The following is a 17,414-nucleotide window of genomic DNA, read 5'->3' on the forward strand; positions in this document are numbered from 1 at the left end:
GAAGCTGCAAAAATACGTTTTAAAAAGGGGTGTGCCAATTTTTTGAAATGGGTTACTTGCTTATTTGATTGAAATGTTTTGCTATATTCGTTTTTCAAAATTTAAACAGACAGAAAAATGAACAACTCAACAAACTATAATTTAGGATTGCTTTTACTTCGTGTAGGCTTCGGTGGAATGATGCTTACCCACGGAATTCCAAAACTTTTAAAAATGCTTTCGGGCGATTTCTCCTTTGGCGACCCCATCGGCATTGGTGAAACGGCAACCTTAATTTTAGCTGTGTTGTGCGAGGTGTTTTTCCCGATACTTGTAATAATCGGTTTTAAAACGCGATTGTCCGCAATTCCCGTGATAATTACAATGGCCGTGGCCGCCTTTGTGGTTCACGCCGCAGACCCATTCGGAATTAAGGAGAAAGCTATACTATATTTAATAGGATTTATTGCGATTGCACTTTTGGGCGCGGGGAAATATTCGGTCGACAAAAAATGAGTTTTCAGTCGTCGTTACTGTATAAAAAATGACCATTTTAATCAAAATGTAGGCGCGCGATTAATCGCGCGCCTACCAAAATCAATTAAAAATTTTTACCAACAATTCCTTTAGCAAATCGCCCTGCGAAAGGTTGGCGGCACCCACGCCCTTGCTTTTCATATCTACCTCGCGGATTGCGGCAATGATGGCGCTCACCTTTTTCATTGGGTAATTTCGGGCGGCGGTTTGATAGTCTTTTATAAAGAAAGGATGAACGCCCAAAGCCTTTGCAGCATCGCCCTTGTTGGTAAGCGCATGGTATTTCAGCAATTTTGAAAAGAAACTGTACAGCAAGGCCACCGTCATCACCAAAGGGTTGCTTTTTGGGTTTTGCGAAAAATATTGAATAATTGCAAAAGCCTTTTTTATATCCTTTTCGCCTATTGCATTCTGAAGCTCAAAATTATTGAAATCCTTGCTGATACCGATATTTTCCTCAATAATCTGTGGCGTAATCTGTTCACCCGGCTTTAGAATTAATTGCAGCTTTTCAAGCTCGTTGTTTACCTTGCTTAAATCATTCCCAAGAAATTCCACCAACATTTGGGCGGCTTTTGGGGTGATTGTATAACCTTTCCCCGCGAGAACGCGCTTTATCCAGTCCGGCACTTGGTTTTCGTAGAGTTTTTTGCTCTCAAAAAGAACCCCTGTTTTGGCAATTTCCTTGGTCAGTTTTTTGCGTTTGTCCAAGGTTTTGTATTTATAACAAAGCACCAAAACGGTTGTGGGCTGCGGGCTGAGGGCATACGGAAGCAAATTTTCAATCGTGCGCGAAAGATCCTGTGCCTCCTTTACAATTACCACCTGTTTTTCCGCCATCATCGGGTAGCGTTTGGCGTTGCTGATAATGTCTTCTACCGAAACATCACGACCGTAAAGCACCATTTGGTTAAAACCCTTTTCTTCCTCGCTCAAAACGTTTTCCTCAATATATTTTGAAATACCATCAATATAATAGGGCTCCTCACCCATCAAAAAATAGATAGGCTTTGTGTTTCCGTTTTTAATATCGGTGATGATGGATTTTACTTTGTCGAGCGGCATTGGACGATTTACGATTTACGATTGAAGGAACTTAATTTTGAATTTTGAATATTAAATTTTGAATATTTGTAAATGCAAAAACTCAACTTCCCCCAATATTCCTTTCGCTTCAAAAGTAGCGAAAATAAAACGTTGGTTTTTGATGAAATCCGAAAAAAATTCGTGGTGCTCACCCCCGAGGAATGGGTTCGCCTGCACGCTGTTCAATTTCTTCTGAAAGAAAAAAAATATCCCAAAAGCCTTATAAACGTTGAAAAACAATTGAAACTCAACCATACCGTAAAACGATACGACATCTTAATTTTTAACAATGACGGAAGCATTTTTTTGATTGTGGAATGCAAAGCGCCCTCAATTGAAATTTCACAACTCACCTTTGACCAAATTGCGCGGTATAATTTAGCGTTGGAAGCGGAGTATTTAATGGTTACCAACGGTTTGGAGCATTATTTCTGCCAAATGGATTTCACGAATGAACGCTACAATTTTTTGAAAGAAATTCCCGATTATAAATAAGTCGTTAAAAAACACTTCAAAAATCTATCTTTACACCCGTGAAAGTAGCCGTTGTCATACTCAATTGGAATGGAAGGGATTTGTTGGAAAAATTTCTTCCCTCTGTGGTGAAATTTTCCGCCGAAGCCACTGTCTATGTGGCCGATAATGCTTCAACTGATGATTCGATTTCGTTTATTTACGAAAATTTCCCCACGGTAAAAATCATTCAAAATAAAGTGAACGGCGGCTATGCGAAAGGCTATAACGACGCCTTAAAAAACCTTTCCGAAGACATTTTCGTTCTGTTGAACAGCGATGTGGAGGTAACCGAAAACTGGCTGCAACCAATAATTTCAGAATTTGAAAAAGACGCTTCGGTAGTTGCGGCACAACCAAAAATCCTTGATTACAAAAACCGGGAGTATTTTGAATATGCCGGCGCGGCGGGCGGTTTTATTGACAAATACGGCTATCCGTATTGCCGCGGACGTATTTTCAATACTTTGGAAAAGGACCACGGGCAGTATAACGATACCGCCGAAATTTTCTGGGCCTCGGGAGCCTGTCTTTTTGTAAAGACCGATGCTTTTTGGCAAGCTGGCGGACTGGATGAAGACTATTTTGCGCACCAAGAGGAAATTGACCTTTGCTGGCGATTGCAAGCTAAGGGCGGAAAGATACTATATGTAGGTACCTCGCAGGTATATCACGTGGGTGGCGCTACGCTGGCTGCTTTAAACCCACAGAAAACTTTTTACAATTTTCGAAACTCGCTTTTAAATCTGTTAAAAAATGCCGGTGGAGCCCAGGCCTTTTCAGCAATTTTCGTTCGGATGGTGTTGGACGCCGTTGCAGCTTTTCAGTTTTTGTTCCAAGGAAAGCCAAAACATTTTTTGGCGGTCATAAAAGCACACTTCAGTTTTTATTTTTTGGTGCCGAAATTTCTTAAAAAGAGACGCAGAAATGCTTCCAAGATGAAATATTTCAAAATAAAATCCATTGTATTTCAGCATTTTATAATGAAAAAGGAGCCGTTTCAATAGCTTATAACTTAAAGTATTGTTAATCGTTTTTTAGGCGACCGCTATTTTAATAATTTTGGTTCAGATTTATTGAAATAAACAATCTAATATAACACTTAACAAATTATGAAGAAACTATTGATTCTAGCAGTATGCTCCAGTTTGGCCTTTACTTCTTGCGTTTCCAAGAAGAAATACGCAGAACTTGAAGCTAAACAACAAAACACGCAGGATTTGCTGAACACGGCCACCGTTAAACTTAACGACTGCCTTACCGAAAGAGCCGCGGCAACAGCCCGCGCAAAACAACTTGAGGAGCGTTTGGCAGACATGAAAAAAACCAATGAGGATCTTATTCAAAGTTCAAAAGAGCTTACTATGTTGACCTCAAAAGGTGCTACCAACCTTGAAAAATCCTTGGAAAGCTTAAAGGAAAAAGACCTAAAGATTACCCGTTTGCAGGACGCGCTTAACAAAAAAGATAGTGTAACCCTTGCTTTAGTAACTAGTCTTAAAAGAGAAGTGGGTATAAACGATCCGGACATTGAGGTAAATGTTGAAAAAGGTGTAGTTTATATTTCGCTTTCAGACAAAGTTTTATTTAAGACCGGAAGCTACCAAATTTCTTCAAGAGCCAATGAAATCTTAGGAAAAGTTGCCAAAGTTATCAACGGCAAACCAGATTTTGAAGCAATGGTTGAAGGGCATACGGACAACGTACCTTACCGCAGCGGTGTTCTTTTGGACAACTGGGATTTGAGCGTAAAACGCGCTACTGCCATTGTTAGAGCATTGCAGGATCTTGGTATTGCACCTGAAAGATTGGTGGCCGCAGGTCGTGGAGAGTACGATCCATTGGTACCAAACACAACTGCCGAAAACAGAGCAACAAACAGACGTACCCGTATCTTGGTACTACCTAAAATCGATCAGTTCTACGATATGATTGAGAAGGAAATGAAAAACCTTGAGGCAGGCGGATAATAAATTCTGAATGCCTATAAATACAAACCCGGTCTCAAAAGGCCGGGTTTTTTATTGTTTCATCAAATCATTCTTTTGAAAGGTTTTCGTATCTTGGATATGAATATTAAACCTTATTAAATATTTACGAAGAAATGGAAGAATTCAAAACAAATTGGACCCGCGAGGAGCTTAAGGCGTATATTTTACTTTATTGTGCCTATGCCAATTTTGTGGAAACCGAGGAAGAACGCAATTTTATAATGAAAAAAGTAGGTGAGGATAAATACAGACAAATACACAAAGAGTTTGATAAGGACAACGATTATCAGCGGATACAGAAAATCCAGAATACGGTAGAGCGCTTTGATTACTCACCAACGGAAATAGATAGACTTTTTTACAACATAAAAAAAATGTTTCTCACCGATGGCGAAATCGACATCTTGGAAAAAAACATTTATCGCGGGCTACAGCATTTATTGAAATAGAGAGCCTTGCCATTTTATTCCGATGGCAAAATCACGTTGGCAAACTAGTTTTTGGTCTTCCGTATTAGGTATCTATAATTCCAAACTTCCTTTCCCTTCTCTAACTACCACGGGTTCAGGCCCGGTAAGGTCTATTACGGTGGAAGCAATGTTGCCGCCAAAGCCGCCGTCTATAACCAGATCTACCAGATTGTCCCATTTTTCAAGTATTAGTTCCGGATCGGTGGTGTACTCAATTACCTCATCTTCGTCCTTAATGGAGGTTGAAATAATAGGATTGCCCAACTCCTGCACTATGGCCCGGGTTATGGAATTATCGGGAACGCGGATCCCTACTTCCTTTTTCTTCTTAAAAACCGAAGGAAGATTGTTATTTCCCGGTAGGATAAAAGTGTAGGGCCCCGGAAGATTTCGTTTTAAAATTTTAAAGGTGGGCGTGTCTATCTGCTTCACATAATCACTCAGATTGCTTAAATCTTCACACACGAACGAGAAATTTGCCTTTTCCAGTTTCACTCCCCGCAATTGCGCCACACGTTCCATTGCGCGGTTGTTGTTTATATCGCAGCCCAAGGCATAAACAGTATCGCTCGGATAAATGATTACCCCGCCATCACGAAGTATCTTCACAACGCGCTTAATCTCCTTGGGGTTGGGGTTTTCTTCGTAAATCTTAATAAATTCAGCCATTTCAATATTTTATTTCTTTTTCACTTCACTTTCAAGCTTTAAAACCTTATCTCCATCGGCTTGCTCAATGTAGAGTGCTTTGTTTCCTTTTTCGCCTTTTCGTGTAATTTTATTTTCTTTAATGGTTTTGGTAATTTCTTCGGAAAATGTCTCGATTACTTTTCCTTCGGCCTCGCCATTGCCCCATTTCCAAGTTACTTTTGAACCTTTTCGAATCATATTTTTTATTTAAAGTTACTTACATTTTTTAAAAAAAAGAATAAGTTTCAAATACTTAACATAAAATCCCATTTTGAGCGTTATGGGAAAAACAAAAATTTCTTATGAAAAAAATCTTCGTGCTAATCTTTCTTTTCGGAATTCAAGTCAATTTCATTTCCTGTTCCAAAGATAACGATAACAATACAACCGAATCATTAGAGGAAAAAACGATGCTGAATGTTTCCTACGGAAATGATCCGCTACAAAAATACGACCTATATCTTCCTGCAGACCGATCCTCCAACAAAACGAAGGTAATCGTACTGGTCCACGGCGGGGGTTGGACTGGAGGCGATAAGGCTGATATGGATTTCTTTATTCCCTACATAAAATTAAGACATCCCGATCACGCAATAGTAAATGTGAACTATGTGCTTGCCGATATGGACACCCCTGCGTTTCCCAACCAATTTTTGGACGTGGATGCAATTATCAATAAACTGACCGCCGAAAAAGACGAACTTCAAATCCTTCCGGAATTTGCCATGATTGGTGCCAGTGCCGGAGCACATATTTCGCTGATGTATGATTATGTTTACGATAATGACGATCAGGTAAAAGTAGTTGGCGATATTGTTGGCCCAACTGATTTTACAGATCCGTTTTATAGTGAAAATCCTAATTTTCCTGCTTTGATGGCAGCACTGGTTGATGAAAGCGCTTATCCGCCAGGAACAAATTATGCAGAGGTTTTGAGTCCTGCCTTGCGCGTAACAAATGATAGTAGTCCTACGCTGCTTTTCTACGGAAATACTGACCCTCTAGTGCCGCTAACTAATGGAACAACTTTAAATGCTGCGCTGAATAACTCTCAGATAGATCATAGTTTTACGGTTTATGAAGGCGGCCACGGCGATTGGGCACCAAATGATATCGAAAATATGAAAGAACAGCTAAGTACCGCAGTTGATACTTATTTGGGAGTGGATTAAAGGTGCTGGGTGCGGCGTGCGGGGTGCTTAATTTTTTTTAAAGAACCTCACAAATTAATGAAATAACGAATCCCGAAGTAACGAATGCCGAATTAACAAATCACGAATTAACAATTTTCAATTTTGCAAAACGGAGCAATAGCTTTTTTAAACCGCCGTTTTCAAAATCAATTTCCGCCTTTGTGTCAGCGCCTACCCCTTCAATTTTAAGAATTTTTCCTTTTCCGAAGCGAACGTGCTCTACCATTGTCCCCGGCTTTAGATTGGCGTCTTCCGCATTAAAATTTTTGTCGGTATCGCTGGTAACGGGCTTTAATCTCCGCAATTTTCGAAGCTGTGCTTCCGTGGGGCCCGTTGGTGCCTTGCCGGCCACTGGCTTTTTTAGCCGCAGTTTGCTGTGGTCAACCTCATCAAAAATATCAGCATCCAAAAGGGGTTTGTAGCGGTTTTCCGTAATTGGGGTTAAGTATTCCAAAAAGGTTTCATCTATTTCCTCAATAAAGCGGCTGGGTTCGGCATCAATCAATTTTCCCCACCGGTATCGCGATTGGGTGTAAGTTAAATACGCCTGCTTTTCGGCGCGGGTAAGCGCAACGTAAAACAATCTTCGCTCCTCTTCCAGTTCGCTGCGGGAATTCATATTCATCCCGCTGGGGAAAAGATCTTCCTCCATCCCCACTATATATACATAGGGAAACTCCAACCCTTTTGCCAAATGGACGGTCATCAAGGCTACACGGTCACTATCGCCTTTGTCGTTATCCAAATCGGTAGCGAGGGCAACGTCTTCCATAAATTCAGCAAGCGAGCCCGTGGCATCGGCTATTTCCTTTTGCTCTTCCACAAAGTCGCGCATCCCGTTCAACAGTTCCTCGATATTCTCAATACGGGCAATCCCTTCGGGAGTGCCGTCTTTCTTTAATTCCTGCAGTAAACCTGTTTTTTTTGCAACGTGTTCTGTAATGGTGAAAGCATCATAGTTTTGATTCAAAACCTGAAAGCTTTCAATCATCGTCACAAAATCCTGCAATTTGCTTTTGGTGCCGGCATTTATCTTTAAATCAATTTTATCGATGTTTTTCATCACCTCAAAAATTGAGCGGTTGTAATGGTTTGCGGCAACAATCAATCGCTCCATCGTGGTATCGCCAATGCCCCGCGCAGGATAATTGATAACGCGTTTCAGCGCCTCTTCATCCTTCGGATTTAAAACCAACCGCAGATAAGCCAACACGTCTTTTATCTCCTTGCGTTGATAAAAACTGAGCCCGCCGTAAATTCTGTACGGAATGTCCTTTTTCCGAAGCGCATCCTCAATGGCACGGCTTTGGGCATTGGTTCGGTATAAAACTGCAAAATCGCCATCCTTCAATTGGTGGTTCATTTTATTCTCAAAAATGGAGCTCGCCACAAATCGGCCTTCATCCCCATCGGTCATGGTTCGGTTTACGAGAATTTTGTTGCCTTCGTCATTTGCGGTCCAGACTACTTTTTCAAGTCTTGTTTTATTCTTTTCAATAATTGCATTCGCGGCATTCACAATATTTTTGGTGGAACGGTAATTCTGTTCCAAACGGAAAACCTTTACATCGTCATAATCCTTTTGAAAATTTAAAATATTGTTGATGTTGGCACCGCGAAAGGCATAAATACTCTGGGCATCATCGCCCACAACGCAGATATTTTGAAACCTATCGGAAAGGGCACGCACGATTAGATACTGGCTGTGGTTTGTATCCTGGTACTCGTCCACCAAAATGTAACGAAAACGGTTTTGGTATTTTGCCAAAACATCCGGAAAACGGGTCAATAGCTCGTTGGTTTTTAATAAAAGATCATCAAAATCCATTGCGCCGGCCTTAAAGCATTTGTCCACATATGCTTTGTAAATATCGCCGAGTCGCGGCATTTTGGCCATGGCATCGGCTTCCATCAATTCGGGGTTGTTGAAATATGCCTTAACGGTAATCAAACTGTTTTTATAGGAAGAAATGCGCGAATAAACCTGCTTGTATTTATACACATCCTTGTCCAGGTTCATTTCCTTTATCACCGACCGAATGACGCTGTGCGAATCCTGGGTATCGTAAATTGTAAAGTTTGAAGGATAGCCCAGTTTATCGGCCTCAAACCGAAGGATTTTTGCAAAAATACTGTGGAAGGTCCCCATCCAAAGATTTTTTGCCTCGCTGGCGCCCACGATTTTTGCGATACGGTTTTTCATCTCGCGTGCCGCCTTATTGGTGAAGGTAAGTGCCAAAATATTGAACGGGTCCACCCCTTGAGACATTAAATAGGCAATCCGGAAGGTAAGGACCCTCGTTTTTCCAGAACCGGCGCCGGCAATTACAATCATAGCGCCGTCTTTTTGCAGTACTGGCGCTAGTTGGGCTTCGTTGAGTTGTTCTAAATATTTTTCCAAAACTTCATTTTCTTCAAGCTGTGAAAATAGCCATTATCAATCTTTTATCTAAAATGATTTTGGAGAAATTATAAACAAAAATTTCGATTTAAAAAGAAACTATTCCCAAAAACAATTTTCTCAAACCACATAAATTTGAATACCTTTATAAAAAAACTTTTAATGGAATCTATTCTTTCTTTTCTATCCCAAGTTCCATGGTGGGGTTGGGTTCTCATCTTTTTAGCGCTCGTTGCTATTCGGGATATTTTTTTCAACAAACACCACACCATAAGCCACAACTTCCCCATTATCGGGCACATTCGGTATATGCTGGAAAGTATTGGGCCGGAGCTTCGGCAGTACATTGTTGCGAACAACCGCGAGGAGCTTCCCTTCAATAGGATAGAGCGCGGCTGGATTTATGCTTCGGCAAAAAATGAAAACAATTATGAGGGTTTTGGTACCGATCGGGATATTTATGAACCTAACTACATTTTCATAAACAATGCGATGCTTCCCTTTAAGGTGGAAAAGGATAATCCCAACTATAAAAACCCTTACTTTCTGCCGTGTGCTAAAGTAATGGGCAGTTATCACAAGCGTAGGCGTCCATATCGTCCAACATCGGTAATTAATGTTTCAGCCATGAGCTTCGGATCATTATCGGCAAGGGCTGTTGAATCCTTAAATAGAGGATGCGCGCTAGCCTACGCATATCATAATACAGGTGAAGGTGGTCTTTCTCCATATCACAAAACTGGCGCAGACGTTGTTTTTCATTTTGGAACCGGATATTTTGGGGTTCGGGACGAGCAGGGAAATTTCTCCATGGAAAAAATTGTGAAGCTCGTTAACGAAAACCCGCAAGTTAGAGCTATTGAAGTAAAACTTTCCCAAGGTGCAAAACCAGGTAAGGGAGGTGTTTTGCCAGGGTCTAAAATTACTCAGGAAATTGCTGATATAAGACACGTACCCTTAGGAAAAGATGTGCTATCGCCACCTAATCATTCTGCTTTTGAAGGAGTTAAAGGAATGGTTGAATTTGTGGAAAGTATAGCTGAAGCAACCGGTTTGCCCGTGGGCATTAAATCTGCTGTAGGCCGCTTGGGAGAATGGGAACAACTTGCAAAAATAATGAAAGAAACCGGCAAAGGGCCAGATTTTATAACAATTGACGGTGGTGAGGGAGGCACCGGTGCGTCGCCCCCAAGTTTTGCCGACCACGTGTCCCTGCCGTGGCTTTTTGGTTTTGCTGAAGTTTATAAAATTTTCAAAAAGCACGAGATGTGTGATCGAATTGTTTTTATAGGAAGTGGAAAGTTAGGGTTTCCTGCCAAAGCAGCTATGGCATTTTCAATGGGTGCCGATTTAATCAACGTTGCACGAGAGGCGATGATGAGCATTGGTTGTATTCAAGCTCAGCAATGCCATACCAACAAATGCCCTAGCGGGGTTGCTACCCAAAATAAATGGCTACAACGCGGTATAAATATTGAAGACAAATCAGTGAGGGCGCATTTCTATTTTAAAAATTTCTGTAAGGAGCTGCTAGAAATGACACACGCCTGTGGTTATGAACACCCCTGCCAATTCACCATGGACGATGTGGACCTAACCGTAGGCGATAAAAACTTAATCAAAACCTTATCACAATCTTTTATGTACCATAAATGTGCAGTACCTTTTGAGAGCATGAAAGCCTTATCAAATTGCCAGTATCTGGGCGGAAATTATCACGAAAAAGAAGCTAAAAAAGAAGTGAAAGCGATGCGCAAGGAAAATAAGGTAAGGTATTAGCCCCTAACCCCCAAGGGGAAACTGTTAAGGTGTGCTGCATTGCCGAACACTGAACACTGAATAAAAGCCTTAACGGAACATTTCCAAAAATGCTTTTCGGTTGGTTTTTGAAATCGGCACACGGTTGCGGTTTTCCAGTACCAAATAACCTTCATTTTCAAAACTGCGCACTTTTTCGAGGTTCACGATATGCGATTTGTGGCATTTGAAAAATATTCGCCCCAAGGAAGGTTCAAATTTCCCGAGGTTATAACTGCTTAAAAGTTCTGTATTGTTGCTTAAATGAAATTTTGTATAACCCTGAAAACCTTCCAAATGCAGCACCTCGTCTTGAGGAATAAAGGATAGCCCTTTTTCGGTAGGCACGATAATCTTGTTTCTTTTTGAAATGGTTTCCGTGAGAACTTCTATGAGTTTGTTGCTGCTTTCCAATTGTTGTTTTTCCCGTATTGTGGTTATGGCTTTTGTAATTGCATGTTTCAGATCGTCATCATCCACAGGTTTTAAAATGTATCCAATTGCCGATTTTTTTAACGCTGCCACGGCATATTCGTTGTAGGCGGTTACAAAAATGACCTGAAAATCCAATCCGTCCAGTTCCGAAAGCAGTTCGAAGCCATTCAATCGTGGCATTTGTATATCGAGAAATAGAATTTCGGGAGGATCTTTTTTTATATATGCTATGGCGTCCTCGGGTTTTTGAAAGGTAGCGGTTATTGAAATCTCGGGAAAAAATTTTTCCACCTTTTGTTGCAGTCCCTTTAGGGCAGAAAATTCATCGTCTATCAATATGGCCGTTATAGTCGTCATCGCACTTTCTTAATTTTAAAGGTAGTAATATTGCCTGTATCGATTTTCTCCGGAAATACTTCAGCATTAAAAAATTGTATTTCCCATTGTTTGGAACGGTTTAAGACCGCAATTCTATTTTCAAGTACTGCGGAAGAATTTACCTTGCCGTTGGGTTTCTTTCTTGAGTTTGAAAAGCCCACGCCGTCATCCATAATTTCCACCATAAATTCCTGCTCGTCAATGCTACGAAAATACAGATTGATATTGCCCTCTTTTTCTTTATTGAAGATACCGTGGTTCACAGCATTCTCTACAATGGGCTGGAGCAGCATACTGGGAATGGTGGTTTCGGGTAAATTTAACGTAGAATCTATATGTATCTGATAGTCCAATTTCTCCTTAAAACGGAGCTTTTCAATATCCAAATAGTTTTTCAGCAATTTAATTTCAGTTTCCAGGGGAATTTCACTTTCTTTTGAAAGCTCAAAAAACTGGCGTATCAATTTTGAGAATTTCACCAGATATTTTTCTGAAGTTTCAAAGTCGTTATTGTTGATATAATACTGGATAGCAGCAAGCGAGTTGAAAACAAAATGCGGGTTCATCTGGGCGCGCAGGGCATATAGCTCATATTCAGCCATCTTTTTCTGTGCGGTAATCTTGGCGGTTTTTTTTGAAACTTCCTTGTTTCTGAAATAATAGAGCATTCCGCCTAAGAGCGAAATGCCCGCCAGCCAAAACACGGCTTTTGCCAAAGGCCTTTGCCACCATAATGGCAAAATTGTGAAATTGGCGGTTTCCATTAGGTTTCCGGTTTTCAATTCCAGGGTGTACTTGTCTGGTGGCAGATTTGAAAAATTAAGGTTTGAAGCGGTTGTAGTTGTCCAATCTTTTTGAATGGGCAGCAAACGGTACCTGTAGCTCAGTTGGTTTTGGGCGGACGAAAAGTCTATGGTGGCAATGGAAAAATCTACGCTATTGTCGGTGGTGTAGCGCATTGCAGGTTCGGAGGCTGGGATAGGACTTTGATTGAAAAGTGCCTTTTCAACGTAAATTTTCAAAAGTTGGGGCTGCTTATAAAGAGTTCTCGGAAGAATGGCAACCCCATCGTCCGTTGATACAAGCAAATCATCGCCCACCGGCAGAATAGCGTTAACCTTTTTAGAAGGCAATCCGTCGTTTTCGTTTAAAGTGCCTGTATATTGATAATCGGGACCTGCTTTTTTATATTGTAAAATTCCGCTTTCAGAAGCCAGCCAGATAAAATACTTGTTTGCAACAGCGCTTTCAACACTCAAAAATTCTGAATTCGGCAATAGTGATACCTCCTTGAGGTCTGTGAGATAAGAACCGTGCCCGTCAGTATTGACCAAAAATTGGGAGTCCATAACCTTAGTAAGGCTCAAGATAGGTTTCTTTAAAAGATTATCGGCAAGGGATACGGAGGTTATGTTTCCGTCCGATAGTATTTTTAAACCATCAGAAGTTGCCAAGAGCAGGGAATCGCGAAACCTCAACAAATCCCTAACGCCGTAATAATCGAAGGTTTTGATTCGCTCAAAGGTTTCTGGGTCTATTTTTATTACCCCTGAGGATATATTTCCGTATAAAAAACCGTTGAGATAGACCAAGCTCCTTACGCCACCAATTTTATTGAAATGATCAACTTGGTGCCGGCTGGCTGCTTCATTCGCAATTTGGATGGTTTTCTTTTCAGAACAGAAAAATGAACTTTCAAGGGAATCTAAATATACCGCGTTGAAAACAAAACTTTTATCCGTTATAAACGGCCTAAACTTTTTTTGAAGTGAATCGTATTCATAAAATCCTTTATTGTACACATTGGCCACTATCCGTTTACCTACTCTGGCCAGTTGATCTACTTTTTGATGCGGAAGCACGTAGGTACACTGGCGCTTTACCTGCGGCAACATAAAGATTCCACGCGAAAAAGTGGCGCACCAAATGTTCCCACTTCTATCTATCATTGAAAAATAGGCCTTTAGATTGGGGGGTATCTTAACCACCTTATCCATCTCAAAATTATCGTCCAGTATGCCCACAAAGTCAAATCCCGTTATCTGGATTTGATCGTTCACAAAATGGTTGCGAATAAAATTGGGGTTTTGGTGACTGGCGTATTTTTTAAATTCCCTTTCATAAATTTTCCCGCTAAGCAGGTTTATTATGCTAAAACCTTCGTTGTAGAGCATTACCATGATAGAATCGCGATTTCTGAACCTTGTTACGGACTTTTCTTTAAAAGCGGGAAGCTCTGCCAATTGTACCGCTTTTTTATGAAGCTTTTTAAAATGGTATTTTGAGGTATCCTGTACCTCTGAAAATGTGAGGTTTTTCCAACATCCGTTTTCCAGATAAAACCATTGCCCGCTATTTCCGACTATAAAGGTGTTACTATAAAAATTGGTAGATGCCGGAAACATTACGACCCCCGCCTGGCAATTGGGAAAGGTATGCACCTTCTCATTTTCAATATACCCCAGCAAAGTTGATTTTGAAAAGAACCAAATCCTATTTTCGGCATCAACCCGTAGGTCCCAAATGTCGTTGGTTGGCAATCCATTGCTGGTATTGAAAACCTTAAATTCCCTTCCGTTAAATTTTGCCATACCCTTATCGGTAATGGCCCAAATAAAACCTTCGTTATCTTGGGTCAATCGGTAGACTCGGTTGCTGGGCAGGCCATCCTTTATGGTGTAATTCACTAATTCCTGGGAAGCACAAAAATTCCACATCACAATAAATACAATGATATGGAATTTTGTTCTGCTCATATTAAAAGGGAGAGTATCAATCTTTTTTCCAATAACTAAGGTAAGGAAAATATAGCGCAAGAAGGAGGGTGCTACTCTTTAATGAGCTTAAAGGTGGTAGTATTTTTTCCGTTGGAAATTTCAACAAAGTACAGGCCAGCCGCAAGCTCAGAAACGTCCATTTGCCGTTCATTATTAAGATATTGTTGCGATACAATTTTCCCTGAAGCATCCATAATAGTAACGTCAAGGGCATCAACTCCAGTAAATGAAATTTGCTGTATGGCTGGGTTTGGAAACATTTTTATTTTTTCCATCGAATGTTCTTCGACAGCCAATTCGCGCACGCAGAAATCCTCGGTATAGGGCATTGCCGTTGCCGTAAGATTTATAGGAAAAGCATTAGTCGGCACGTGTGCCGAGGTAACCGGCACCGACTGCTTGGTCAAGGACAAATGGTTGGGATTAATAATCTTACTGTCGCAGGTATTGCGTTTTGCGGGATCTACTTTAAAAAGTTCCAGACTTACATCGGTCACCGTAGGATCAATAGCACGGTATCCCGCTAAATAATAATGGTTATTGTTGCTGTTGTCCGTTTTTGGAAAGGCCATATCGGGGTAATAGATGGTGGGCATCTGAAAATCCCAAAGGTTAAAATCCTCGGTACCGGGCTCTACGTTTGGCACAAGGTATTGATAGTTCGTCGCAACAGGATTTCCAGTGTTTTTGTCAAATTCATAAAGAAAGACATTGCTTTCGCCATAATATGAATTGGCGCCAATGTTCCAGCTTTCATCTCTATCATAGCCTGCAATTACAAGGTTATTCGCACTGTTGAAGGATGGCATCAGCGCAAAACCGTACATGTTCAGGTTGTTGGGATCGTCGGCATACCAGGAGCGGGCACTATCATAGGTTCCATTATTGTCAAAAACCGATATTCCAAAATAATGCGAGAAGGAATAATTGGTAAGCATATAGATTTTACTGGTCGTACTATCAAAATAGGCATCAACACTTACATCATTTGCATTTCCAAAAACATAACTTTGGTCCCATTGCATAGTTCCCTGAAAGTCCAATTTGTGCGCCAATACTATTTGTTGGGCCGTATTGTTTGATAGGTCTTGCCAGGTTGCGCTTCCGGTAAGAAAAAACCCATCACTGGTTTCGGCCACACCATTTACAAAGTCGTATTCTAAGGTATTTACCGTGTTGGGAGCATCGGTTTCTGCAGCCCATAACACGTTTAAACCCGAATCAGTACGTAGCACAAAACCAATGTTGTTAAAAACACAATTGATATCAAGGCTGTAACAATCACTGAAATACCCGGCAATTACGAAACCAGGATCGGCAATACTGTCGCCATTGGCATCGCTGTTTGAAAAACTGATGTGCAGGCCGGTGCTATTAAAATTGGGGCCCACCACATCATAATAATTGGCTTGGAGAAAGTTTCCGCTCAGTGCCTCAAATTGTGCCAAGAACACTTTTCGTTTGCCGCCAATGTCTATATAGCCCGTAGCAAAAATAAGATCCAAATGGCTCACTATATCCAGAATACGCAAATGGGGTGAAGTTGGTTCCTGATAGGCGATATTCCAAATTACGGCGCCATTTTCATCCACTTTTTTTAGAAACGCCCGTTCAGATTGCAGGGCCGTGTCAAAGAGATTGCCAGCCACAATATAATCTGTAGTTGGCGGACTATTAAATGAGAGGGGCTCGATACATACATCGTGATAGACCATAGTAGCTGCCGAAACATTTGTTTGAAATTGACACCAACCGGATACGGCAAAGGTCAAAAAAAACAGGGTTATGAGTAATTTTGTTTTCATTGGTGAAATATTTAATAATTAATACGTAGTTGAAATTTCTTCCCTAAGGTCAAGGCTTTAACTTAATTTTAAAACCTCCATTTATTGGCACGAGGGTTTGAGCCGATCTATTATAGGTTTGATACAAGGAACTAATAGTTGTACAACTATTAAAAACGACTTAAGTTTGTCAATAAATTAAATTCTATGGAAGAAGTAACCCAAATTATTAGTTATGTAGCCTATCTATTGCCCGCAATTGTTGTCGGCATAATTGCTTATTTTTTCTTTAAAGGCCACACTGCCAATGAGGAAGGCCGCAGAAGATATTTGGTTCAAAAAGAAGCTCAAAAACAAGTTTTACCCCTCCGGCTTCAAGCATATGAACGTATTACTTTATTTTTGGAACGAATAGATCCCAATAAGTTATTGGTACGAGTGAAACCATTTTCAGATTCTAAAGACGATTACGAAAATTTATTGGTAAAAAATATTGAGCAAGAGTATGACCATAATTTAACACAACAAATTTATGTAACTCCTGAATGTTGGAACTTAGTGAACGCTGCAAAAAATGCAACTATACACGTAATTCGTCAAGGAGCAATGCACGAAAAGGACGGTAACGTAGACAAAATGCGGGAATGGTTACTACAAAATTTTATGGAAGAAGTTACACCATCGCAAAAAGCCTTGGCATACGTTAAAAAAGAGGTCAGCGAACTTTTTTAGGGTGTAAATAAATTGTGGTGAATTGCAAAAAGTACGAGCCCAATTCTATTTTTTACCTTTAGTTTTTTGTGGACCGAATCCCGGTAACCCTCCACAGTTTTATAACTACAGCACATGGCTTCGGAAATTTCTTTATAACTCATATCGGTGCAGGCAAGTTTTATAAACTCAATTTCTTTTTCTTTTAGCTCAGTATCAATTTCATTCTCCAAAGAGTCCACAAGGATTTGTGATACTGTATTGGTATAATAATGACCTTTTTCCATTACTTGAATCAGAGCTTCTTCAAGAATATTTTTTTTTGTGTCTTTTAACAGATAGCCGCGGGCACCTGCTCTGAGCATTTTCAAAATAGTGTATTCATCTTCTTCTATGGAAAGAGCGAGCACTTTTACGTTAGGAAAATCTTTTCTAAGAATTTCAGTTGTTTCAATTCCGTTAAGTATGGGCATCTTTATATCCATAAGTACTAAATCGGGGATATTTTTTTTATCATCAAATTTATCGAGCAGCTCACTCCCATTTTTGCATAGGTATAGTACTTTAAACTTCTTAAAGTCTTGAACCAACCCGCCAATGGCTTGGGAAAGCAAAAAATGATCGTCAACTACTACTACGGAATAATTCATTTTATAAAAGGTTTTTCATATC

General features: G+C 40.4%; 16 protein-coding genes. 8 read left to right on the forward strand and 8 right to left on the reverse strand.

Annotated features, from left to right (window positions below; translation table 11 throughout):
- Nucleotides 1–117: 117 nt before the first annotated feature.
- Nucleotides 118–495: a DoxX family protein gene (locus tag LS48_RS02400; RefSeq protein WP_062619579.1), complete on the forward strand. Its 378-nt coding sequence runs from the start codon at nt 118–120 to the stop codon at nt 493–495.
- Nucleotides 496–576: 81 nt separating this feature from the next.
- Here the strand turns inward: LS48_RS02400 and holA are convergent, their stop codons facing one another.
- Complete coding sequence (gene holA / locus LS48_RS02405) at nt 577–1,581, reverse strand: DNA polymerase III subunit delta (RefSeq protein WP_062619581.1); 1,005 nt, start codon at nt 1,579–1,581, stop codon at nt 577–579.
- 72 nt (nt 1,582–1,653) lie between these two features.
- Between holA and LS48_RS02410 the strand changes: the two genes are divergently transcribed.
- The 4 genes from LS48_RS02410 to LS48_RS02425 all read left to right on the forward strand — a co-directional run bounded on the left by LS48_RS02410 (nt 1,654) and on the right by LS48_RS02425 (nt 4,555).
- Complete coding sequence (locus tag LS48_RS02410) at nt 1,654–2,097, forward strand: type I restriction enzyme HsdR N-terminal domain-containing protein (protein WP_062619584.1); 444 nt, start codon at nt 1,654–1,656, stop codon at nt 2,095–2,097.
- A gap of 38 nt (nt 2,098–2,135) precedes the next feature.
- Nucleotides 2,136–3,122, forward strand: coding sequence for a glycosyltransferase family 2 protein (locus LS48_RS02415; RefSeq protein ID WP_045080127.1), 987 nt, complete (start codon nt 2,136–2,138; stop codon nt 3,120–3,122).
- 105 nt (nt 3,123–3,227) lie between these two features.
- Nucleotides 3,228–4,085 carry an OmpA/MotB family protein gene (locus LS48_RS02420; RefSeq protein WP_062619586.1) on the forward strand — a complete coding sequence of 286 codons (858 nt, stop codon included), beginning with the start codon at nt 3,228–3,230 and terminating at the stop codon, nt 4,083–4,085.
- Between the two features lie 134 nt (nt 4,086–4,219).
- A complete protein-coding gene (locus LS48_RS02425; RefSeq protein WP_062619595.1) occupies nt 4,220–4,555 on the forward strand; it encodes a hypothetical protein in 336 nt (111 codons plus the stop codon).
- Between the two features lie 72 nt (nt 4,556–4,627).
- Here LS48_RS02425 and LS48_RS02430 read toward each other — a convergent pair whose 3' ends face one another.
- Nucleotides 4,628–5,245, reverse strand: a complete 618-nt coding sequence (locus LS48_RS02430; protein WP_062619597.1) for an L-threonylcarbamoyladenylate synthase — start codon at nt 5,243–5,245, stop codon at nt 4,628–4,630.
- Between the two features lie 9 nt (nt 5,246–5,254).
- A complete protein-coding gene (locus LS48_RS02435; protein ID WP_062619600.1) occupies nt 5,255–5,464 on the reverse strand; it encodes a hypervirulence associated TUDOR domain-containing protein in 210 nt (69 codons plus the stop codon).
- A 104-nt stretch (nt 5,465–5,568) separates the two neighbouring features.
- Here LS48_RS02435 and LS48_RS02440 point away from each other — a divergent pair, with 104 nt between their 5' ends.
- Nucleotides 5,569–6,438, forward strand: coding sequence for an alpha/beta hydrolase (locus tag LS48_RS02440; protein ID WP_062619602.1), 870 nt, complete (start codon nt 5,569–5,571; stop codon nt 6,436–6,438).
- 100 nt (nt 6,439–6,538) lie between these two features.
- Here LS48_RS02440 and LS48_RS02445 read toward each other — a convergent pair whose 3' ends face one another.
- Complete coding sequence (locus LS48_RS02445; RefSeq protein WP_062619604.1) at nt 6,539–8,860, reverse strand: ATP-dependent helicase; 2,322 nt, start codon at nt 8,858–8,860, stop codon at nt 6,539–6,541.
- A 162-nt stretch (nt 8,861–9,022) separates the two neighbouring features.
- Between LS48_RS02445 and LS48_RS02450 the strand changes: the two genes are divergently transcribed.
- Entirely contained in the window at nt 9,023–10,639 is a 1,617-nt protein-coding gene (locus LS48_RS02450) for an FMN-binding glutamate synthase family protein (RefSeq protein ID WP_062619606.1), read from the forward strand.
- 69 nt (nt 10,640–10,708) lie between these two features.
- Here LS48_RS02450 and LS48_RS02455 read toward each other — a convergent pair whose 3' ends face one another.
- From LS48_RS02455 to LS48_RS02465, 3 genes are all read right to left on the reverse strand, one after another.
- Nucleotides 10,709–11,449 carry a LytR/AlgR family response regulator transcription factor gene (locus LS48_RS02455; RefSeq protein WP_062619608.1) on the reverse strand — a complete coding sequence of 247 codons (741 nt, stop codon included), beginning with the start codon at nt 11,447–11,449 and terminating at the stop codon, nt 10,709–10,711.
- Nucleotides 11,446–14,226, reverse strand: a complete 2,781-nt coding sequence (locus tag LS48_RS02460; RefSeq protein ID WP_131807682.1) for a sensor histidine kinase — start codon at nt 14,224–14,226, stop codon at nt 11,446–11,448. The genes LS48_RS02455 and LS48_RS02460 overlap by 4 nt, the downstream gene beginning before the upstream one ends.
- Before the next feature lie 71 nt (nt 14,227–14,297).
- Nucleotides 14,298–16,052 carry a T9SS type A sorting domain-containing protein gene (locus LS48_RS02465; RefSeq protein ID WP_062619612.1) on the reverse strand — a complete coding sequence of 585 codons (1,755 nt, stop codon included), beginning with the start codon at nt 16,050–16,052 and terminating at the stop codon, nt 14,298–14,300.
- Between the two features lie 186 nt (nt 16,053–16,238).
- Between LS48_RS02465 and LS48_RS02470 the strand changes: the two genes are divergently transcribed.
- A complete protein-coding gene (locus LS48_RS02470) occupies nt 16,239–16,763 on the forward strand; it encodes a DUF7935 family protein (protein ID WP_062619614.1) in 525 nt (174 codons plus the stop codon).
- Here LS48_RS02470 and LS48_RS02475 read toward each other — a convergent pair.
- Entirely contained in the window at nt 16,760–17,392 is a 633-nt protein-coding gene (locus LS48_RS02475; protein WP_062619616.1) for a response regulator, read from the reverse strand. The genes LS48_RS02470 and LS48_RS02475 overlap by 4 nt on opposite strands.
- Nucleotides 17,393–17,414: the final 22 nt, after the last annotated feature.

The organism is Aequorivita aquimaris, assembly GCF_001573155.1.
Taxonomy (GTDB): Bacteria; Bacteroidota; Bacteroidia; order Flavobacteriales; family Flavobacteriaceae; genus Aequorivita; species Aequorivita aquimaris.

What these genes read in the sequence shown, in the direction of transcription:
- LS48_RS02460 (WP_131807682.1), bottom strand. Translation starts at nt 14,226, where the DNA reads ATGAGCAGAACAAAATTCCATATCATTGTATTTATTGTGATGTGGAAT.
- LS48_RS02420 (WP_062619586.1), top strand. Translation starts at nt 3,228, where the DNA reads ATGAAGAAACTATTGATTCTAGCAGTATGCTCCAGTTTGGCCTTTACT.
- LS48_RS02435 (WP_062619600.1), bottom strand. Translation starts at nt 5,464, where the DNA reads ATGATTCGAAAAGGTTCAAAAGTAACTTGGAAATGGGGCAATGGCGAG.
- LS48_RS02455 (WP_062619608.1), bottom strand. Translation starts at nt 11,449, where the DNA reads ATGACGACTATAACGGCCATATTGATAGACGATGAATTTTCTGCCCTA.
- LS48_RS02425 (WP_062619595.1), top strand. Translation starts at nt 4,220, where the DNA reads ATGGAAGAATTCAAAACAAATTGGACCCGCGAGGAGCTTAAGGCGTAT.
- LS48_RS02400 (WP_062619579.1), top strand. Translation starts at nt 118, where the DNA reads ATGAACAACTCAACAAACTATAATTTAGGATTGCTTTTACTTCGTGTA.
- LS48_RS02470 (WP_062619614.1), top strand. Translation starts at nt 16,239, where the DNA reads ATGGAAGAAGTAACCCAAATTATTAGTTATGTAGCCTATCTATTGCCC.
- LS48_RS02475 (WP_062619616.1), bottom strand. Translation starts at nt 17,392, where the DNA reads ATGAATTATTCCGTAGTAGTAGTTGACGATCATTTTTTGCTTTCCCAA.
- LS48_RS02450 (WP_062619606.1), top strand. Translation starts at nt 9,023, where the DNA reads ATGGAATCTATTCTTTCTTTTCTATCCCAAGTTCCATGGTGGGGTTGG.
- LS48_RS02410 (WP_062619584.1), top strand. Translation starts at nt 1,654, where the DNA reads ATGCAAAAACTCAACTTCCCCCAATATTCCTTTCGCTTCAAAAGTAGC.
- holA (WP_062619581.1), bottom strand. Translation starts at nt 1,581, where the DNA reads ATGCCGCTCGACAAAGTAAAATCCATCATCACCGATATTAAAAACGGA.
- LS48_RS02440 (WP_062619602.1), top strand. Translation starts at nt 5,569, where the DNA reads ATGAAAAAAATCTTCGTGCTAATCTTTCTTTTCGGAATTCAAGTCAAT.
- LS48_RS02465 (WP_062619612.1), bottom strand. Translation starts at nt 16,052, where the DNA reads ATGAAAACAAAATTACTCATAACCCTGTTTTTTTTGACCTTTGCCGTA.
- LS48_RS02430 (WP_062619597.1), bottom strand. Translation starts at nt 5,245, where the DNA reads ATGGCTGAATTTATTAAGATTTACGAAGAAAACCCCAACCCCAAGGAG.